The 19,445-nt window shown below is 49.8% G+C and carries 19 protein-coding genes and 1 pseudogene; 19 read left to right on the top strand and 1 reads right to left on the bottom strand.

The features are described 5' to 3' along the window. Nucleotides 1-227: 227 nt before the first annotated feature. From deoC to AZ66_RS29650, 11 genes are all read left to right on the top strand, one after another. Nucleotides 228-893 carry a deoxyribose-phosphate aldolase gene (deoC, locus tag AZ66_RS05550; RefSeq protein WP_044353931.1) on the top strand — a complete coding sequence of 222 codons (666 nt, stop codon included), beginning with the start codon at nucleotides 228-230 and terminating at the stop codon, nucleotides 891-893. 81 nt (nucleotides 894-974) lie between these two features. Continuing rightward, nucleotides 975-1,376, top strand: coding sequence for a cytidine deaminase (locus AZ66_RS05545; protein ID WP_021256910.1), 402 nt, complete (start codon nucleotides 975-977; stop codon nucleotides 1,374-1,376). Between the two features lie 99 nt (nucleotides 1,377-1,475). Then, nucleotides 1,476-2,654, top strand: a complete 1,179-nt coding sequence (locus tag AZ66_RS05540; RefSeq protein WP_044353930.1) for a NupC/NupG family nucleoside CNT transporter — start codon at nucleotides 1,476-1,478, stop codon at nucleotides 2,652-2,654. 77 nt (nucleotides 2,655-2,731) lie between these two features. After that, nucleotides 2,732-3,913, top strand: coding sequence for a phosphopentomutase (gene deoB / locus AZ66_RS05535; protein ID WP_044353929.1), 1,182 nt, complete (start codon nucleotides 2,732-2,734; stop codon nucleotides 3,911-3,913). A gap of 41 nt (nucleotides 3,914-3,954) precedes the next feature. Next, the gene (deoD, locus tag AZ66_RS05530; protein WP_028531338.1) at nucleotides 3,955-4,662 is read left to right on the top strand and encodes a purine-nucleoside phosphorylase; all 708 of its coding nucleotides are present in this window, start codon (nucleotides 3,955-3,957) and stop codon (nucleotides 4,660-4,662) included. Nucleotides 4,663-4,802: 140 nt separating this feature from the next. Next, complete coding sequence (locus tag AZ66_RS05525; protein ID WP_044353928.1) at nucleotides 4,803-6,104, top strand: pyrimidine-nucleoside phosphorylase; 1,302 nt, start codon at nucleotides 4,803-4,805, stop codon at nucleotides 6,102-6,104. A 229-nt stretch (nucleotides 6,105-6,333) separates the two neighbouring features. Continuing rightward, nucleotides 6,334-7,029 (top strand): 5-oxoprolinase subunit PxpB, encoded by a 696-nt coding sequence (pxpB, locus tag AZ66_RS05520; protein WP_052648405.1) that lies wholly within the window; start codon nucleotides 6,334-6,336, stop codon nucleotides 7,027-7,029. Beyond that, nucleotides 7,014-7,991: a biotin-dependent carboxyltransferase family protein gene (locus tag AZ66_RS05515; protein ID WP_044353927.1), complete on the top strand. Its 978-nt coding sequence runs from the start codon at nucleotides 7,014-7,016 to the stop codon at nucleotides 7,989-7,991. The genes pxpB and AZ66_RS05515 overlap by 16 nt, the downstream gene beginning before the upstream one ends. Before the next feature lie 13 nt (nucleotides 7,992-8,004). Then, on the top strand, nucleotides 8,005-8,769 hold the full coding sequence (locus AZ66_RS05510; protein WP_044353926.1) for a LamB/YcsF family protein: 765 nt from the start codon (nucleotides 8,005-8,007) through the stop codon (nucleotides 8,767-8,769). 282 nt (nucleotides 8,770-9,051) lie between these two features. Beyond that, entirely contained in the window at nucleotides 9,052-10,677 is a 1,626-nt protein-coding gene (pckA, locus tag AZ66_RS05505; protein WP_442950271.1) for a phosphoenolpyruvate carboxykinase (ATP), read from the top strand. 265 nt (nucleotides 10,678-10,942) lie between these two features. Then, entirely contained in the window at nucleotides 10,943-11,593 is a 651-nt protein-coding gene (locus AZ66_RS29650; protein WP_052648404.1) for a hypothetical protein, read from the top strand. A 206-nt stretch (nucleotides 11,594-11,799) separates the two neighbouring features. On the opposite strand, the gene AZ66_RS05495 is transcribed toward AZ66_RS29650, so the two are convergent. Continuing rightward, nucleotides 11,800-12,099 (bottom strand): YerC/YecD family TrpR-related protein, encoded by a 300-nt coding sequence (locus AZ66_RS05495; RefSeq protein ID WP_021257819.1) that lies wholly within the window; start codon nucleotides 12,097-12,099, stop codon nucleotides 11,800-11,802. 317 nt (nucleotides 12,100-12,416) lie between these two features. On the opposite strand from AZ66_RS05495, the gene hppD reads away from it, so the two are divergent. The 8 genes and pseudogenes from hppD to AZ66_RS05455 all read left to right on the top strand — a co-directional run. Then, nucleotides 12,417-13,529 (top strand): 4-hydroxyphenylpyruvate dioxygenase, encoded by a 1,113-nt coding sequence (hppD, locus tag AZ66_RS05490; RefSeq protein WP_044353924.1) that lies wholly within the window; start codon nucleotides 12,417-12,419, stop codon nucleotides 13,527-13,529. 30 nt (nucleotides 13,530-13,559) lie between these two features. Next, nucleotides 13,560-14,171 carry a flavin reductase family protein gene (locus tag AZ66_RS05485; protein ID WP_044353923.1) on the top strand — a complete coding sequence of 204 codons (612 nt, stop codon included), beginning with the start codon at nucleotides 13,560-13,562 and terminating at the stop codon, nucleotides 14,169-14,171. A gap of 26 nt (nucleotides 14,172-14,197) precedes the next feature. Continuing rightward, nucleotides 14,198-15,133 (top strand): fumarylacetoacetate hydrolase family protein, encoded by a 936-nt coding sequence (locus AZ66_RS05480; protein WP_044353922.1) that lies wholly within the window; start codon nucleotides 14,198-14,200, stop codon nucleotides 15,131-15,133. A 55-nt stretch (nucleotides 15,134-15,188) separates the two neighbouring features. Further along, entirely contained in the window at nucleotides 15,189-16,376 is a 1,188-nt protein-coding gene (locus AZ66_RS05475) for a homogentisate 1,2-dioxygenase (protein WP_044353921.1), read from the top strand. A gap of 46 nt (nucleotides 16,377-16,422) precedes the next feature. Further along, nucleotides 16,423-17,151, top strand: a complete 729-nt coding sequence (locus AZ66_RS05470; RefSeq protein ID WP_044353951.1) for a CoA transferase subunit A — start codon at nucleotides 16,423-16,425, stop codon at nucleotides 17,149-17,151. Continuing rightward, a complete protein-coding gene (locus AZ66_RS05465; protein ID WP_044353920.1) occupies nucleotides 17,148-17,822 on the top strand; it encodes a 3-oxoacid CoA-transferase subunit B in 675 nt (224 codons plus the stop codon). Before AZ66_RS05470 ends, AZ66_RS05465 begins: the two co-directional genes overlap by 4 nt. A gap of 20 nt (nucleotides 17,823-17,842) precedes the next feature. Then, entirely contained in the window at nucleotides 17,843-18,961 is a 1,119-nt protein-coding gene (hisC, locus tag AZ66_RS05460) for a histidinol-phosphate transaminase (RefSeq protein WP_044353919.1), read from the top strand. 305 nt (nucleotides 18,962-19,266) lie between these two features. Beyond that, a pseudogene (locus AZ66_RS05455) lies at nucleotides 19,267-19,445 on the top strand (acetyl-CoA C-acetyltransferase); the annotation flags it as partial.

Below are 19,445 nucleotides of genomic sequence, written 5' to 3'. Positions count from 1 at the left end.
GAAAGCCCTTAGAGTAGGTACGTGGAGGCGAAGCCCCATATTCTGTTCTGAGGGATTTTTTATGCGCTTTTTGTTCAAAATATTGTAAGAAAGCTGTTCATAATATTGTAATGAACAAAATTTCTAGGTGATCTTTACATCTGTTCAAACCGCATGATATGATACCCATGAAATCAATATTACATTTGTTGCATTGATATGACACAAGAATATAAGGGGTGTGCAGCATGAGCATAGCACGTATGATTGACCATACGATGTTGAAGGCAGACGCTGTTCAAGCGGATATTGCCAAGCTGGTTGAGGAAGCGAAGCAGTATCAATTCGCTTCGGTGTGCGTTAACCCGACTTGGGTGGCTTACTGTGCAGAGCAGCTTGCTGGTACAGAAGTTAAGGTATGTACGGTTATTGGATTCCCACTCGGTGCATCTACATCTGCTGTTAAGGCATTGGAGACGCAAGATGCGATTGCAGGTGGTGCAACCGAAGTTGATATGGTTATTAATATTGGAGAGCTGAAGGCCGGCAACGATGATTTCGTGCAGAAGGACATCGAGGCGGTTGTGAAAGCGGCTTCAGGCAAAGCGCTCGTCAAGGTCATTATTGAGACTTGCCTGCTTACTGATGAGCAGAAGGTTCGCGCTTGTGAACTGGCTGTAAAGGCAGGGGCTGACTTCGTGAAGACATCTACAGGCTTCTCGACAGGCGGTGCGACTCGTGAAGATGTAGCACTTATGCGCAAGACGGTTGGCCAGCAGACAGGTGTAAAGGCATCTGGCGGCGTTCGCAGCTTGGAAGATGTGAACAACATGATTGAAGCGGGAGCAACTCGAATTGGAGCAAGCTCTGGCGTCAGCATCATGAACGGCATTACATCAACATCTTCTTATTAAAATAGAGACGTGAATCATTCCTTCGTCAGGCGAGTTGCTTATGGAAGGAATGATTCACTGTCCAATGAGGAGGATCAGCCCATGAAAGAACAGTTGATTCAAGAAGCGCTGGAGGCGCGCAAGCAGGCTTACGCACCATATTCTCACTTCCAGGTTGGGGCGGCTATATTAGCGGATGGAACCATTTATCGTGGCTGCAACGTAGAGAATGCATCCTATGGCTTGACGAACTGTGCGGAACGAACGGCTGTATTCAAGGCTGTATCGGAAGGCAAACGTAAGGTAGAAGCTGTTGCTGTAGTTGCGGATACGGAAGGGCCTGTATCTCCGTGTGGAGCTTGTCGCCAAGTGTTGGCAGAGTTCTGCGATGGTGATACGAAGATTTACTTGACGAATCTCAAGGGTGACACAGAGGAATGGACAATGTCCCAGCTGCTTCCTGGCGCGTTTTCTGGCGCCGATATGGAGAAGGATAGCGAGTAAAACAAAGATAGCAATTACGTTCGATTTGAAAGCGGTAACAAGGTGCTCTAAATCATTTTTAAGAAATCGATGCATGCTCTAGCATGGGGGGAACTTTACATGAAATTTGTAATTGCGATCATTGGTCTGCTGGCTGTATTCGGACTCACATATATCGCAAGTAAGGATCGACGCAACATTCGCTATCGTCCATTGGCCATAATGGTCGTGTTGCAGGCAATTCTGGCATTTGTGTTGTTGAATACAAGTGTCGGGGAAACATTAATTTGGGGCTTTTCTTCCGTGTTTGATTCATTGCTTAAATATGCAGCCGAAGGGGTCAACTTCGTATTTGGCGGCATTGTGAATGATATCAAAGGCACCCAATTTTTCTTAAATGTTCTGCTGCCGATCGTATTTATTTCCGCGCTGATTGGTATTTTGCAATACACGAAAATCTTGCCGTTCATTATTAAGTACATCGGTCTTGGATTGAGCAAGATTAACGGTATGGGCAAGTTGGAATCATACAACGCGGTAGCATCTGCAATTCTGGGTCAGTCTGAAGTATTTATTTCGGTGAAAAAGCAAATCGGATTGCTGCCGGAGCGCCGCTTGTACACATTGTGTGCTTCTGCGATGTCGACGGTGTCGATGTCCATTGTCGGTGCTTATATGACAATGATTCAGCCTAAATATGTAGTAACTGCGCTTGTATTGAACCTATTTGGCGGATTTATTATCGCTTCGATTTTGAATCCGTATAAAGTATCCAAGGAAGAAGATATTCTGGAAGTGCAGGAAGAGCATAAGCAATCGTTCTTCGAAATGCTGGGCGAATACATTATGGACGGCTTCAAGGTCGCGATTACCGTTGCTGCGATGCTGATCGGGTTCGTCGCATTGATCGCACTAGTCAACGGCATCTTCGGCAACATCTTCGGAATTTCATTCCAAGAAGTGCTTGGTTACGTGTTTGCTCCATTTGCATTCCTGATGGGGGTACCTTGGAAGGAAGCGGTCGATGCGGGAAGTATTATGGCAACGAAGATGGTTGCGAACGAATTCGTAGCGATGTTGGATCTTGGCAAGCTGACTCTTTCTGAGCGTACTACAGGTATCGTATCTGTATTCTTGGTATCGTTCGCGAACTTCTCCTCGATCGGCATCATTTCTGGTGCAGTGAAGGGACTTCATGAGAAGCAGGGCAACGTAGTAGCACGCTTCGGTCTTCGCTTGCTGTACGGCGCTACGATGGTAAGCGTATTGTCTGCGATTGTTGCAGGTATTTTCCTATAACTATATTCACAACGTCCACTTCTGGTTAAGTGGACGTTGTAAGCATCTAAATCAGCTTGGGAAAGGGGAACGACATGATGACAACATTCAAAAGGATTCATCTTATCGTTATGGACTCGGTAGGCATCGGTGAAGCACCTGATGCGGCACAATTCGATGATGTAGGCTCAGATACACTCGGGCATATCGCACAGGAATGCGGGGGGCTGAACATGCCTAATATGGCTGCACTCGGCTTGTCCAATATTCGCTCGATTCCTGGCATAGAGGTGGCCGAACGTCCCCTAGGCTATTATGGAAAAATGCAAGAAACCTCCCGCGGCAAAGATACAATGACTGGACATTGGGAGATCATGGGGCTGTATATTGATACTCCATTCCGCGTGTTTCCGGATGGATTCCCAGCGGAACTGATTGAACGCATTGAGGCGAAGACGGGACGCAAGGTAATCGGCAACAAGCCGGCAAGCGGGACCGAAATTATCGATGAGCTCGGTGAAGAGCATGTGAAGACAGGCGCTCTCATTATTTATACTTCTGCGGATTCTGTTCTACAAATTGCAGCGCATGAAGAGGTAGTTCCATTGAAGGAGCTGTACGGGATTTGTGAGTTCTGTCGCGAAATTACTCGAGATGACCCTTATATGCTTGGACGGATTATTGCACGTCCATTTGTAGGGGAGCCTGGGAACTTCACGCGTACGTCGAACAGACATGATTATGCCTTGAAGCCATTTGGCCGCACAACAATGAATGAGCTGCAGGATCAAGGCTACGATGTGATCGCATTAGGCAAAATTTCAGATATTTATGATGGCGAAGGAATTACACAAGCAATTCGAACAAAGTCTAATATGGACGGCATGGATAAATTTATCGCGACACTGGATGAGCCATTCAAGGGATTAAGTTTCATAAATCTCGTTGACTTCGATGCATTGTACGGACATCGCCGCGATCCAGCGGGTTATGGACGTGCGCTAGAGGAATATGATGCTCGGCTGCCTGAAGTATTTGCGAAGATGACGGATGAGGATTTGCTCCTCATTACAGCAGACCATGGCAATGATCCAACGTACAAAGGCACTGACCATACGAGGGAGTACGTTCCACTTGTTGCATATTCTACGCGCTTTGCAGACGGAGGCAAGGAGCTTCCACTTCGCGGAACATTTGCAGATATCGCGGCAACGGTTGCCGAGAACTTTGCAGTTGCAGCACCAGCGTATGGCAAGAGCTTTTTATCTGACTTGAAATAATTCGGATTTGAAATAATTCATCATACTGGAGGAACATAACTATGAGTGTACACATTGGAGCGAAACAAGGCGACGTTGCAGAAACGATATTGTTGCCAGGAGATCCATTGCGTGCGAAATATATCGCAGAAACGTACTTGGAGGATATTACTTGCTACAACGAGGTTCGCGGGATGCTCGGCTTCACGGGAACTTACAAAGGCAAGCGCATCTCCGTTCAAGGTACGGGCATGGGGGTTCCGACAACAAGCATTTATGTAAATGAGCTGATCAATGAGTACGGTGTGAAGAACTTGTTCCGTGTAGGTACTTGCGGTGCGATGCAGAAGGATGTTCATGTGCGTGATGTCGTGCTTGCTCAAGCAACTTGTACAGATTCCAGCATGAACCGTCATGTCTTCGGCGGATATGATTACTCCCCAATTGCCAGCTTCTCCTTGCTGAAGGGGGCTTATGAGAATGCGGTTGCGAAGGGAATGAACGTTCATGTCGGCAACATCTTCACTTCCGACATGTTCTACCGCGATGACAAGTCTGTTGTTCAGAAGCTGATGGATTACGGCGTATTGGCCGTAGAAATGGAAACAACGGCTCTGTACACACTGGCTGCGAAATATGGTGTGAATGCATTGACAATCTTAACAGTAAGTGACCACTTGCTGACAGGTGAGGAAACGACATCGCAAGAACGTCAAACAACATTCAATGACATGATGGAAGTGGCACTGGAAACAGCTATTTCGCTGTAAATGGCTGCTTTGTAAACAGTAAGTAAGATAGCAAACGTTGCAGCTTAGAAGTGAGTTCGTTTTCATGCAGAAGTGATGAATGAATCTGCGTTCATGATATCAGCAAGCATATATCCAATGGAGAGCGAGGAGAATCAACGATGAGAATGGTGGATCTGATTGCGAAGAAGCGTGACGGCAAGGAACTGACGACAGAGGAAATTAACTTTGTTATTGATGGCTATACCAAGGGTGATATCCCGGATTATCAAGTCAGTGCATTTGCGATGGCCATTTATTTTCAAGATATGACGGAGCGGGAGCGGGCTGATCTGACGATGGCCATGGTCAACTCCGGTGAAACGATTGATCTCTCAGCAATTGAGGGCGTTAAGGTGGATAAGCATTCAACTGGCGGTGTTGGCGATACGACGACGCTTGTACTCGCCCCTCTGGTTGCTGCATTGGATATTCCGGTAGCCAAGATGTCAGGCCGCGGGCTTGGCCATACTGGCGGTACGATTGATAAGCTCGAGGCAATCGAAGGATTCCATGTGGAAATTACGAAGGACGAGTTCGTAAACCTAGTCAATAACCATAAGATTGCGGTAATTGGTCAGACAGGCAACCTAACGCCTGCGGACAAGAAGCTGTATGCATTGCGTGACGTTACGGCAACTGTCAATTCCATTCCGCTTATTGCAAGCTCCATCATGAGCAAGAAGATTGCGGCAGGTTCCGACGCCATCGTGCTCGATGTGAAGACTGGAGCAGGGGCCTTCATGAAGACGGCTGAGGATGCGAAGGAATTGGCGCATGCGATGGTCAGCATCGGCAACAATGTCGGTCGCAAGACGATGGCTGTTATATCCGATATGAGCCAGCCGCTCGGACGTGCAATCGGCAACTCGCTTGAAGTACAGGAAGCGATTGATACGCTGCGTGGACATGGCCCTGAGGATCTGGAAGAGCTGTGCTTCGCGCTTGGCAGACAGATGGTATTCCTTGCTGGCAAGGCGTCCTCCTTGGAAGAGGCGGAAGAAAAGCTGAAGGAAGTCATCACGAACGGAAAGGCGTTGGAGAAGTTCAAGGAATTCATCGCGAACCAAGGCGGCAATCCAGAGGTCGTCGACGATCCGAACAAGCTGCCGCAGGCTGCTTACAAGATCGAAGTTCCTGCTAAGGAAGGCGGCGTAGTGGCGGAAATCGTCGCTGATGAAATCGGTACTGCAGCGATGCTGCTTGGCGCTGGCCGCGCAACGAAGGAGTCCGAAATCGATCTTGCTGTAGGCTTGATGCTGAACAAGAAGATTGGAGATGCGGTTAAGGCAGGCGAGTCCTTGGTAACGATTCATGCGAATCGTGAGAACGTGGATGACGTCATTGCTAAGATTTATGAGAACATTCGGATTAGCGACCATGCAGGGGCACCAGTGCTTGTCCATGATATCGTAACGGAATAAGATTTAGATTATATGGAGAGCAGGATGCGGGCGAATGCCTTGCAGCTTGCTCTTTTTCCTTTTCATGCAGATTTTTCTATATGGGTGATCAGAAATAATGGGGGTGTACATCTTATCAAATAATCAAATAACGTTAACGCCTATCATTTTGCGTAATCCGAACCTGGCATGGATAGATGAATTGAAATCATGCTATCATGAACTCAACAATATCGTAAGGGGGAGCTGCATGAGATATTTTCCGCTCGGAGATTCGGCGGTTGTCGTGGAATTTGGTACCCTCATCGGGCAGGCTGCACATGAGCAAGTTCGGTTGTTGTCACTCTACCTTGACGAACATCCGATGCAAGGGATGATTGAATACGTCCCTTCTTATACGACTGTAACCGTATTTTATAATCAGGATCTGCTGCGGTATGATGAGGCACAAGTGCGGCTGGAAATTGCTGTTGCTCAATCGTTACATATGAAGCTTGAATGCAATATTCGAACTGTCGATATACCGGTATGCTATGGTGGAAGCTTCGGTCCTGATTTGAATGAAGTCGCCGCGATTAACCAGCTGTCACCGGATGAAGTTGTTCACATTCATAGCAGCGGGGAATATGTAGTCTATTTGCTTGGGTTTGCGCCAGGATTTCCGTTTCTGGGAGGAATGTCGAAGCGGATTGCCGCACCAAGGCGTTCCACTCCACGGCTTGCGATTCCATCGGGTACAGTAGGGATTGCCGGCATGCAAACGGGGGTGTATCCAATCGTCACGCCTGGCGGCTGGCAGTTGATCGGTCGGACACCCGTGCCGTTATTTCGTCCGGATATGAATCCTCCAACCTTGCTAAGAGCAGGGGATAGAATACGCTTTTTGCCTATTACAGAAGAGGAATACACGAAATGGGAGGAGCGCGGGTCATGTGTATCCGGGTAAAATCGGCGGGCATGCTGACAACGGTTCAGGATCTCGGCCGCTTTGGGCTGCAAAAGTACGGTGTACTAACAAGTGGCGCAATGGATGGGGTCGCACTGAGGCTGGCGAACTTGCTGGCAGGCAATGAAGAGGGCGCGGCAGCTTTAGAGATTACGTTGCTTGGGCCGCAGCTTATATTTGAAAAGGGCGTCGTGGTCGCCCTAGCGGGGGGCAACTTGTCTCCTAGCATTGATGGAATGAGCATTCCGCTATGGCGTCCCGTGTATGTTCCTGCGGGAAGCACATTACAATTCGGGAGAACTGTATCGGGCTGCAGAACCTATCTGGCAATAAGCGGCGGGCTATCCGTCCCGGAAGCGATGGGTAGTCGCAGCACTTATTTACGGGCAGGAATAGGTGGATTGCATGGTCGAGCGCTTGAAGCTGGAGATGTGCTGGAGATAGGAGAAGCTGCCGAACCGTTCAAGTTATGTTCCCTTGAAACGATTGTCATGCCATGGGGGGCCAGCTTTGCGATTCGTCCTGCTTACAAAGAAAATCCGGTGCTTCGCGTCGTCCGTGGTCCTGAATTCGATACCTTCAGTGAAGAAAGCAAGCATCGATTATGGACGGAGCCATTCCGCGTTACGACGCAGTCGGACAGAATGGGCTACCGGCTCGCAGATGTACCGCTGGCTGTGGCAGAACCTGTTGACATGATATCGTCTGCCGTCAGCACAGGCACGATTCAAGTACCGCCGGAAGGCGATCCGATCGTGTTGTTGGCGGATCGACAAACGGTCGGTGGATATCCGCGAATCGCTCATGTAATTAGTGTGGATTTGCCGCTCATCGCCCAAGTGAGACCAGGCGGGTATATTCGATTTGCAGAGGTTACACAAGAAGAAGCACAGGACTTGTATGTGAAGCGGGAACAAGAGATTGCCCAATTCCGGCAGGGACTATCCCTGCGGATTCGTTAGGAGGGAAAGTACTATGCATCAAATTGATATAAACTGTGATATGGGTGAGAGCTTCGGCGCATATCGGCTCGGCACGGATGAAGCAATTTTGCCGTTCGTAACATCCGTGAATATTGCTTGTGGTTTCCATGCTGGCGATCCATCCGTCATGAAGCGGACTGTAGCAGCAGCACTTGAGCGTGGGGCAGCGATTGGGGCCCATCCCGGACTACCTGATCTAGCTGGATTCGGACGGCGCAATCTCGACATCACTCCTGAGGAAGCCTATGATATGGTCGTCTATCAGGTCGGGGCACTGTACGGATTTGTCACGGCGGTTGGCGGCAAGATGCAGCATGTGAAGCCGCATGGCGCCTTGTACAACATGGCTGCAAGTAACTACGCGCTGGCTGAAGCGATTGCCCGAGCTGTCCATGATATGAATCCAGAGCTGGTGTTATTCGGACTATCGGGAAGTGAACTGGTAAAGGCGGGTCAAGCCGTTGGACTTCGTTGTGTGCATGAAGTATTCGCAGACCGAACGTACCAGGCTGACGGTTCATTGACGCCGCGGCGGGATGCCAATGCACTGCTTACGGATACAGAAGAAGCGGTACAGCAGGTCATTCGCATGGTAAAAGAAGGGGTTGTCCACGCTGTCCAGGGTGTTGATGTGGCGATTCAAGCCGATACGGTATGCATTCATGGAGATGGCACACATGCGCTTGCTTTTGCCCAAAGCTTGCGGCAACGGTTGAGTGATGAAGGAATTGTTGTGCAATCCGTTTGGGCGAAGTAGAAGTTTTTTTCTGACTTATATATAGAAGAGATAGCGTCAAGGTAGCTGAGGGAAGTAAGCCAGAAATGGGGAAAAAGGTGTTATGCTTTTTTTAAAGAGAGTTCATCTCTTAGAGAAGCATTGACACCTTTTTTATTTGTCTATTGTGAAAACATTTTCAAAATGACGTAATAAATAATTGGATTCACCCAATTCGCTTTTATATATTGCGTATTATTTATTTATAGTATACATTAAATGAAAAAGGATAAAATATACATTTTCTTATTTGTTGGAGACGGGATGAAACAAGAACTCGGTAACAGTGGAATAGGGAGGATAACCGTGATCGCGAAAAATAAGGAAAGCACTCAATTGGCTGGTCTGTATGTAGACGAATCTCAGAGGAACCTGGCGGTTGCCAAACTGGTGGAGTCCGCTCTCTGCAACGGGGAAGGTCATCTAACTTCGACTGGCGCTTTGCAAGTCACAACGGGCAAATATACGGGACGTTCCCCGAGGGATAAGTTCATCGTCAGAGAGTCGGACACTGCAGACCATGTCGCTTGGGGCGATGTGAATCAGGCAATCACCTCTGAGCAATTCGACTCGTTGTATAACAAAACGATCAACTATATGAAGAATCGCAAGCTCTTTGTATTCGACGGCTATGCAGGGGCAGACCTGGCTTATCGTTTGCCTGTCCGCTTTATTAATGAATACGCGTGGCAAAATTTATTCGTTCAACAATTGTTTATACGTCCAACAACAAATGAGTTGTTAACTCATGAACCTGAATTTACAGTGATTGCAATGCCTGGCATGAAGGCGGATCCGGCTGTCGACGGGACGAATTCCGAAACGTTCATTGCGATCTCATTCGAGAAAAAGACTGTGCTCATCGGCGGTACCCATTACGCAGGCGAGATAAAAAAATCGATTTTCAGCGTGCTGAACTATTTGCTTCCCTTCCGTGGCGTTATGCCGATGCACTGCTCGGCGAATGTCGGGGAGGATGGAGACACGGCGTTGTTTTTTGGATTATCGGGAACAGGAAAAACGACTTTGTCGGCTGACCCGGATCGCGGCTTAATCGGCGATGATGAGCATGGCTGGTCCGATGCGGGCGTATTCAATTTCGAAGGCGGATGCTATGCCAAATGCATCGGGCTGTCGCAGGAGAAAGAGCCGCAAATCTGGAATGCAATCCGGTTCGGCTCTGTCCTGGAAAACGTGTGGATTGACACCGTAACCGGTGAGGCAGACTACCATAGTAATTCACTGACGGAGAACACGCGGGCCGCTTACCCGATTGATTATATTCATAACTCGATCATTCCCGGTACCGCAGGCCATCCGAATGTCATTATCTTTTTGACGGCCGATGCCTTTGGCGTACTGCCTCCCGTATCCAAGCTGACGAAGGAGCAGGCGATGTATCACTTCCTGTCCGGCTATACCTCCAAGATGGTAGGTACGGAACGTGGCGTAGTCGAACCAGAAGCGACATTCTCGGCATGCTTTGGAGCTCCATTCCTCCCATTGAGACCGGATGTGTACGCAGAAATGCTCGGGGACAAAATCACGAAATACGATGTAAAGGTTTATTTGGTTAATACAGGATGGAGCGGTGGACCCTACGGGATTGGTGAGCGGATGAATCTGTCGTACACAAGAGCGATGGTCAAGGCGATTATGAATGGAAGTATCGAGAAGGCAGCCTTCACTTCTCATCCTGTATTCGGCATGCTTATCCCTGATGCGGTACCATTCATTCCCCATGAACTGCTTGATCCGAGGAACATGTGGGCGGATAAATCGGCTTATGATCGTAAGGCGAAGCAGCTGGCGGAGATTTTTGCTCGCAATTTCGAAATAAAATTCAGCGATGTAGCGGAGTCCATCAAGCTTGCCGGCCCGCAGGTATAATTGCTGTGAGGAGAGGGGCTGCCTCTGCGTTGTGTTCATAACGCAGAGGCAGCCCCGATTCATTTTGTGCGGGGAGACACGCAGCGAAGGAAGATTGTAGGGGGAAGGACGGCGAAATCTCTTATTTAGATAAATTAGGGAGGTATCCTATGAACGTTGTCGTATCATAAATACTCCATCCGCTAATGGTGTATAATCGTTTTGCGCGGTAGGTTTCGCCGTTTGGATGTAACCAAAAATTAAATTTGGAGGTGTGAAGAAATTAATGGCGAGCATTATTGAGATTGAGCAAAGGCTTTCGCAAATAAAAAGCATTTTAAATAAAAAGAGAAACAAAATAGATCAGGAAATGTATGACCTAATTGATGAACGCAGAATATTAAACAGGAAAATATCCTTAATGAAGGGTGAAGAAACAGCTATACCCATTAAAACAACATTTCCGCAGGATGTTGGTGCTCCGCTTCCTCATGTTGTATCAAACGGATACAAAACCTGTTTATTATACTATATAGGCACTAGTAACCCCGAATGGGATGAAAGTGCAAACATCATTCATGAACTTGATCCGCAATCGAAAGATTATGTTGCACTTATTCAATTTGAAAGGTGTTACAGCATTAGATTCGGTGGAGTTAATGATGAAGTTTTGCATGGACACCCGCTCTATGAACATGGGTTGGAAGGTTATGAGATGCACGAAATCAAAAATTCTTCCTGGACAAATGAACAAAAGAAAATCAATTCAGTACACTCTAATTTTAAGCAAGAGTTATGGGACGCGAGAAAACACTATTTTTTTACTTTTCATGATGATATTTTCGAGTGTATAGCCAATGACTATGTTGTTCAGGTTTTTAGAGGAAAATTAAGCAGCGTAATGCTGCTTGCAAATGAAATGTTGTTCTCTGACTGATGCGGAAAATAAGCATACTGCATATTCAGCCTTTGTCTCCCATACGCTGAAAACAAAATGCGGGATGCGACAGTTGCGCCGCACTTGTGGCCAATTTGGCTCGAAAAGTCAAGCAAGACGGGCAGAGAGGCCGACACGCGCTAATCCCCTCCGCTTAACATGTGTCGGCTTTAACTAGCCCGGAACACTGCAAGCATCTGCTACTTTTATTGCGATTGCTGTTCAAGTCTGTTGAGCATGAGCCGGTAACTTCCATTGCCATTGTGCAGGATACGCTTGACGCGCGAAATAATGGCCGTGCTTGCGCCAGTCTCCGCCTCGATTTCCATATACGTGTTGCCGTTCAACAGCAATTTGGCGACTTCCAACCGTTGGGACAGTGCCTGCAGTTCTTTAGGTGTCGTCAATTCTTCAAAAAAGTCATAACATTCCTCGATGCTTTGCAGCTTTATAATGGCCTCCAGCAATTGCTCAATCGCCGGGTCGCCGGAACGCTTGGCACACATATCGTCAATCAACTCCAATTCGAAATGAATACCACGAATGCGCTTATGCTTTACTTTTAGACAAGATGACGCCTTTTTCCTTCTATTTGTTCAAAAAACATTCACAATTCAATGAAGATGTGCTCCACTTGCTGCCTCCTCACTACGCTAGTGCATCGAAGCGGTTCATCCCTGCCGAATTCATGCGCGTCTGTCCAGCCGCGGTTACTTCGCCGTGCGTTGTAGCATGGGCGCGTTCGGGTACACTTTTGCTAGATATTGGTATCCATCATATACTCTCAGTGGAAGCAATCCATGTGAGTGTAGGAGGATGTTGAATGAAGAGACAAGAGGTTTTCGAATTAACGGAGAAAGAGATTTTCCCAATCCAAGAAATCGACTACATTGAACTTTATACAGGGAATGCCAAGCAAGCGATGCACTATTTCGTCAAAGGGTACGGATTCCGCCCTATTGCCTATTCTGGCTTAGAAACTGGCAACCGAGAGCAAGTATCGTATGTAATCGAGCAAAATAAAATCCGGTTCGTACTCTCTGGGGCTCTCTCTGACGACCATCCAATTGCAGAGTTCGTCAAATTGCACGGGGATGGGGTCAAGGATGTTGCGTTGCGGGTTAGTAATGTTGAAAAGGCTTACAAGGATGCAGTCTCACGCGGCGGAATCGCCATTATGGAGCCTGTCGAATATTCGGATGAGCACGGCAAGGTCAAAAAAGCGATCATCGGCACATATGGAGATACGATTCATACGCTGATCGAGCGGGATAATTACGAAGGATTGTTCCTTCCCGGCTATCAATCCATCGAAGACACCCTCCCACATCAATCGTCCGGACTGATCGGCATCGATCATGTCGTCGGCAACGTGGAACAAATGGAAGAATGGGTGGCTTACTATGAAAATGTGATGGGCTTCAAGCAAATGATTCATTTCGATGATAAGGACATCAGCACGGAATACTCGGCATTGATGTCTAAAGTTATGCATAACGGCGGCAGAATTAAGTTCCCAATCAACGAGCCGGCAACTGCTAAGCGCAAATCACAGATTCAGGAGTATCTGGAATATTATAAAGGAGCAGGCGTGCAGCATCTAGCCCTGCTGACGAACGATATTGTCTCTACGGTGACGGCGCTCCGCAAGAACGGGGTCGAGTTCCTGAGCACGCCGGACTCCTACTATGAAATGCTGACGGAACGGGTTGGAAGCATTGATGAAGATATTGCCAAGCTTCAGGAGCTGAAAATTTTGGTGGATCGCGATGATGAGGGCTATTTGCTGCAAATCTTCACGAAGCCGCTTGTCGATAGACCGACACTGTTTTTCGAGATTATTCAACGCAAAGGAGCTATTGGCTTCGGCGAAGGCAATTTCAAGGCCTTGTTCGAATCAATCGAACGGGAGCAGGAGCGCCGCGGCAACTTGTAGCACCGCGCCACAGGAAGGAGTAGAAGCCGCATGAATATTACACCGCATGATCTTCATTGGAGAGACGCTTACAAGCTGATGATAGGCTCCATCCTGCCGCGACCGATTGCTTTTGTGTCCACGATCGATTCGAACGGTATGGCGAATTTGGCGCCGTTCAGTTTTTTCACAGCAATCTGCGCGGATCCGCTTATGATCTGCTTCGCCCCGATGCGCCGAGGGACGGACGGATGCAAGAAGGACACGCTCCTTAATATTGAAGCAACCGGTGAATTCGTGGTCAATATTGTCGGGGAACAGATCGTCGAGCCAATGAATGAGACAGCTGCCGAATTCGATCCCGAGGTGGATGAGTTCCAAGTTGCGGGCTTGACCCCGATCCCAAGCGAGCTAATTCGCCCCTTCCGGGTGCAGGAGAGCGGCATTCACATGGAGTGCGTTCTCCATGATATCCTGCATTTCGGCGATCAGCCGGGCGCTGGCAGCCTTGTTATCGGCAAGGTCGTAATGATGCATATCAGCGACGAGCTGTATGCTGATGGCAAAATCGATATGGAGAAGCTGCTTCCGATCGGACGCATGGCCGGCCAAGTTTACACTCGTGCCGCTTCTGACACCTTCATGCTGGAGCGAAAAAAGTAGCGGTATAACGGAAAGCGGGAGGTTCTATGAAGTTTGTGACATTTGACACCGGAACAGGCTCGCCGCGTTCCGGTTGGCTGCGGGAAGGCTGCGTCGTCGACATGCATGAGGTCAGTGCAGGGCGGCTGCCGAGCGAATTGCTGGAATTTGTGCGCCGTCATGAGGACTATATGGAGGAGGCCGAGCGAATCGATAGCCGCCTTGGCTCTGATGCGAAGGCGATGCTCTCGTTTAAGGGCATCTATGCGGCATCCGATGTCACCTTGCTTGCACCGCTTCCGAAGCCGCCGAGCGTCCGCGATTTCTATGCCTTCGAGGCGCATGTGATCGGGGCAAGGCGGAGACGGGGACTCGATATCATGCCAGAATGGTACCAGTTCCCGGTGTTTTATTTTAGCAACCATCAGGCCATTGTCGGCCCGAACGCGCTTATCCGCAAACCGACCGCCACCTCCGCTCTGGATTACGAGCTGGAGGTGGCCTGCGTCATCGGCAAGGAAGGACGGGATATTACTGCCGAAGAGGCTGATTCCTATATATTTGGCTATTGCATCATGAACGACTGGAGTGCGCGCGATATCCAGCGGGAGGAAGTGAAAGTCGGTCTCGGCCCGGCCAAGGGCAAGGATTTTGCCACCTCGCTCGGGCCGTATCTAGTCACCAAGGACGAGCTCGAACGGTATCGTACAGGAGAGCGCCATGACTTGGAGATGAAGGCTCGCGTCAATGGCGCCGAGCTGTCACGAGGGAATATGCGCGATCTCCACTATACGTTCGGGAACATGCTCGCGCGGGCATCGGCGGACGCCACATTGTATCCTGGGGATATTATCGGATCGGGCACGGTCGGAACCGGCTGTATTCTCGAACTGGGGCAGGAGGTTCACCGCTGGCTGGAGCCCGGCGATATCGTCGAATTAGAGGTCACGGGACTTGGCTTGTTGCGTAATACCATCGGTTGAAGCGGCGAAGAAGCCGCTCAACCGGTATTGAATTGAAAAGAGGAGGATTCGTGTCATGGCCTATTACCGCTGCATGGGAGACATCCCTGGAAAGAGGCATACGATGTTCCGCAAGCCGGACGGCACCCTGTACCGTGAGCAAGTGATGGGAACGAAGGGGTTCTCCGGCATTCAGTCGATCTTGTATCACCATTATCCGCCGACGGCTATCAGCAAGGCGGAAGTGCATGCCGTCTTCGATATTGAGTTCGAAGAGCAGGGGGCGCTTCGCCACCGTCATCTATTGACTGGCGATTGCATGGATGCGGACGACGCTGTTGCTGGCAGACGCTATATGCTTGGCAATGAGGATCTGCTTATCGCGACTGCGAACGTCGATCAGGCGATGGATTACTTCTACCGGAACGGGGACGGGGATGAACTGTTGTTCGTACATGAAGGAGAGGGTGCCGTGGAGACGATGTTCGGCACGCTCCATTACCGTCCAGGGGATTATATCAACATACCGATCGGCACGATCTATCGCGTCATACCGAAGCCAGGGCAAGGGCGTACAAAGCTCCTGGTCGTGGAGACGAACAGTTGGATTACAACGCCGAAGCGCTATCGCAACCCGCATGGCCAGCTTTTGGAGCATAGTCCGTTCTGCGAACGGGATTTCCGCGGTCCGGATAAGCTGGAGACTTACGCTCAGCTTGGTGAATTCGAAGTAAGAACGAAGTCTAGGGGATATATCCATCTGCATATATTCAACCATCATCCTTTTGATGTTGTAGGCTGGGATGGGTATTTGTATCCGTGGATTTTCAATATTGCCGATTTCGAGCCGATAACGGGCCGCATTCATATGCCGCCGCCGATTCACCAGACCTTCGAGGGAAATAACTTTGTCATTTGCTCCTTCGTGCCTCGATTATACGATTATCATCCCGATGGAATTCCTGCCCCCTATTTCCACAGCAATGTAGACAGCGACGAGGTGCTCTATTATGTCAGGGGCAACTTCATGAGCCGCAAGGGAGTGAAGGAAGGTTCCATTACCTTGCATCCATCAGGCATCCCGCACGGACCGCATCCTGGCAAGATCGAAGACAGCATCGGTAAAAAGGAAACGACAGAGCTTGCGGTCATGATCGACACGTTTCGTCCGCTGCGCGTTGTCAAGCAAGCGCTGTCCTACGAGGATAGTCAATACATGTACAGCTGGTGCGCGGGTTCGCCGGAAGCGTCGCGAACCGTGTAGGTGCGTGCATGAGGTGCAAGATACGCTGATGAAAGGAGCGCATGGCATGAAGGATAGGAAAGTCGTGCATTCCGCCGCTGAGGCGATAAAGGGAATTCAGGATGGCGCTACCTTGATCGTGGGTGGATTCGGCCTATGCGGGATCCCCGAGCTGGCTATTGCGGCGCTGAGAGACAGCGGTGTGAAAAATCTGACCATTGTGAGCAACAATTGCGGCGTGGATGATTGGGGGCTCGGTCTCCTGCTCGCGAACCGCCAGATTAAGAAGATGATCTCCTCGTATGTTGGGGAGAACAAAATATTTGAACGCCAGCTTCTGAACGGTGAGCTGGAGGTTGAGCTCGTTCCGCAGGGCACACTGGCTGAGCGCATTCGCGCAGGCGGAGCCGGTATCCCGGCCTTCTATACGGCTACCGGTGTCGGCACGCCGATAGCGGAAGGCAAGGAGCTTAAAGAGTTCAACGGCCGCACATACCTGATGGAAGAGGCGATTGTCGGCGATTTTGCGTTCGTGAAGGCGTGGAAGGGGGATACGCTCGGAAATCTGATCTACCGGAAGACAGCCCAGAACTTCAATCCGCTGGCAGCAGCAGCAGGTAAAATTACGATTGCCGAGGTGGAGGAGCTGGTCGACCCGGGACAATTGGATCCGAATCATATTCATACGCCTGGCATCTATGTGCAGCGGATACTTCACGGAACCGGGTATGAAAAGAGGGTGGAACGGCGCGTTGTCCAGTCGGCGGCGCAGCAAGGAACGGAGGGATTCGCATGAGTGATGCACGTCAAGCCATCGTGCGGCGAGCAGTGCTGGAGATTGCGGACGGGATGACAGTCAATCTCGGCATCGGCATGCCGACCCTCATTGCAGGCATCATTCCGCCAGAGTTCGATGTGATGCTCCATTCGGAGAACGGCCTGCTCGGCATTGGGCCATACCCATTAGAGGGGAGCGAGGATCCGGATCTGATTAACGCAGGCAAGGAGACGGTGAGCGCTGTGGAAGGGGCATCCTACTTCGACAGTGCCAAATCGTTCGCCATGATCCGCGGTGGTCATATCGATCTCGCCATTCTGGGCGGGATGGAAGTATCGGAGCAGGGTGATCTGGCGAATTGGATGATTCCCGGCAAAATGATTAAAGGCATGGGAGGCGCCATGGATCTGGTGAACGGCGCCCGGCGCATCGTCGTCATTATGGAGCATGTGAACAAGCATGGTGAATCTAAAATCAAGCGCGAGTGCAGTTTGCCGCTGACGGGCAAACGAGTCGTCGACCGGTTAATTACCGATTTGGCCGTATTTGATTTTACCGAAGAAGGCATGGTCTTGATCGAGACACAGCAAGGAGCTGACGTAGAAGAGATTCGTCACAAAACCGAGGCGACGTTCCGAATAAGCCCAGCATTGAACGCGGCGAACGCAACGCCTCGGGCATCGGAGTAAAGGGCTAAGGAGGAGCGTGTATGCAAGTGTCTGTCAAGATCCCGACAAGAAAAGAAATCGAGCCGCTCGGCGTGTACGTGCCGGGAAAACCGATTGAAGAGGTAAAAAGGGAGTTCGGACTTACGGAGATCATCAAGCTCGCGTCCAATGAAAATCCGTACGGCTGTTCGGAATTTGCCGCCCAGGCTATTGTACGCGAAATGGAGAAGTGCGCCTTGTATCCGGAAGGAACCGCCCCCGAATTGGCGGCGAAGCTGTCAGCTCATCTGGGCGTGGAGCCTGAATATTTCATTGTCGGCAATGGTTCCGACGAAATTATCCGTTTACTAACGCGGAGTTATATTGCCGCAGGGGACGAGGCGATCATGGCCGATGTCACATTCCCTCGTTACGATACGAACATTCGTATTGAGGGAGGCGTTCCCGTTGCGGTGCCGCTCATCGAGGGCGTTCATGATCTGGACGGCATGTTGAAGGCGATCGGCAGCAGGACGAAGATGATCTTCATATGCAACCCGAACAATCCAACCGGGACAATTGTGGAGCGAAGCGAGCTGCTTGCCTTCATCGAGCAGGTACCACGCCATATTTTGCTGGTCATCGACGAGGCATATTACGAGTATGTGTCCGATCCGGACAACTTACAGACCATACCACTGCTTGCCAGCTATCCCAATCTGGTCATCTTGCGCACGTTCTCTAAGATTTATGGCTTGGCTGCGCTGCGAGCAGGCTACGGTATGATGCATCCGAGCATCGTACAGGAGTTGATCAAGGTAAAGGAACCGTTCAATTCGAATCGGATGGCGCAAGCTGCGGCTCTTGCCTCACTGAACGATACGACGTTCGCCGAAGACTGTGCCCGGCGGAATGAGGCGGAGAGAACCAAGCTGGTTGCGGAATTGAAGCAGTTGGGTCTGTCCTGCTATCCATCGCACGCCAACTTCCTGATGGTGAAGCTGAATTGTTCTGGTGACGACGTATTCCGCTCGTTACTGGAGCGGGGCGTGGTGGTGCGCGCGGGCAGTTTGCTCGGCTATCCAGATACGATTCGTGTATCCATAGGAACGGAGCAGGAAAATCAGGTATTCATCGAGGCGCTGCGGCATATTCTCGGTCCTTGTGTCAAATCGGTTTGAACCAATCGCGCGCTTCTTTATTGCTGAACTATGTTCGAACGGTTGGTATTGGGATATAACGAGCTATGTTTGCATAGCGATGACTTGAATGATTATTTATTGCACTTAGTAACTATCGATGGTTATCAGTAAATATCAATGTCTGTCAGTGACTATCAGTGAATATCAATGAATATCAATGTCTATCGGTAACTATCGGTGACTAGCAGTCACTATTAGTAATTAAATAATGCATTGCAGATGGGGGTGGCGATCTGTCTGACGTTGTAATTGCAAGCGCTGTGCGAACGCCGATCGGCGCGTTCATGGGCGGATTGAGCACAGTACCGGCTGTTGAACTGGGAGCGCGGGTTATCACAGAAGCACTGGGGCGAGCCGGGGTGCAGCCGGAATCGGTGCACGAAGTGATCATGGGCAATGTGCTGCAGGCGGGCAGCGGCCAAGGGCCAGCACGTCTAGCCGCAATAAAGGCAGGGCTTCCCTG

Origin of the sequence: Paenibacillus sp. E194 (assembly GCF_000935845.1) — a bacterium.
Lineage (GTDB): Bacteria > Bacillota > Bacilli > Paenibacillales > Paenibacillaceae > Paenibacillus_B > Paenibacillus_B alvei_B.
This window is presented reverse-complemented; position numbering and strand designations above follow the sequence as displayed.